Annotated in this window: 1 pseudogene; it reads left to right on the top strand. The window is 37.4% G+C overall.

What is annotated here, in order from left to right:
• A pseudogene (locus FC57_RS11065) lies at positions 1-457 on the top strand (hypothetical protein); the annotation flags it as partial.

Genomic DNA, 457 nt, shown 5'->3' with positions numbered 1-457 from the left:
GTGGTTGATAACAGCAGACCTAGTGATAATAATAACAATACAAGTAATAATGAAATTCCTGCTGGACCAAATAGTGATTACGGTAGTGTAACTATTATTCCTAATAATACAGGTACTATTTCAACTGAATCGAACAACACTCCAGTTGTTACTACTGTTAACGATAATATTGAGCCAGAAGCCCCTGAAATTCCAAGAGTTCATCAAATGTTAGTTTTATACATCGGTAAAGGTGGCAGAATTATTAAGAGAGCTCATATTACGGTAGCTAAAGGTGAAACAGATTTTAAGGTATTGAGCAAATTAGCGACAGCTAAAAAGAAGTTACCAAAAGGTTACAAAGTAACCGGTAAAGTAAAGAAGGTAGCTAAGCACTTAGATGTCTGGGTAAGCAAGAAAGGCCAGCCAGCCAACAAGCGCGCTCCAAGAACTAAGGACGTCTTGTACATCACTAAAG

The sequence above is a fragment of the Lactobacillus ultunensis DSM 16047 genome (genome assembly GCF_001436305.1).
In the GTDB taxonomy this organism is placed as follows: Bacteria; Bacillota; Bacilli; order Lactobacillales; family Lactobacillaceae; genus Lactobacillus; species Lactobacillus ultunensis.
This window is presented reverse-complemented; position numbering and strand designations above follow the sequence as displayed.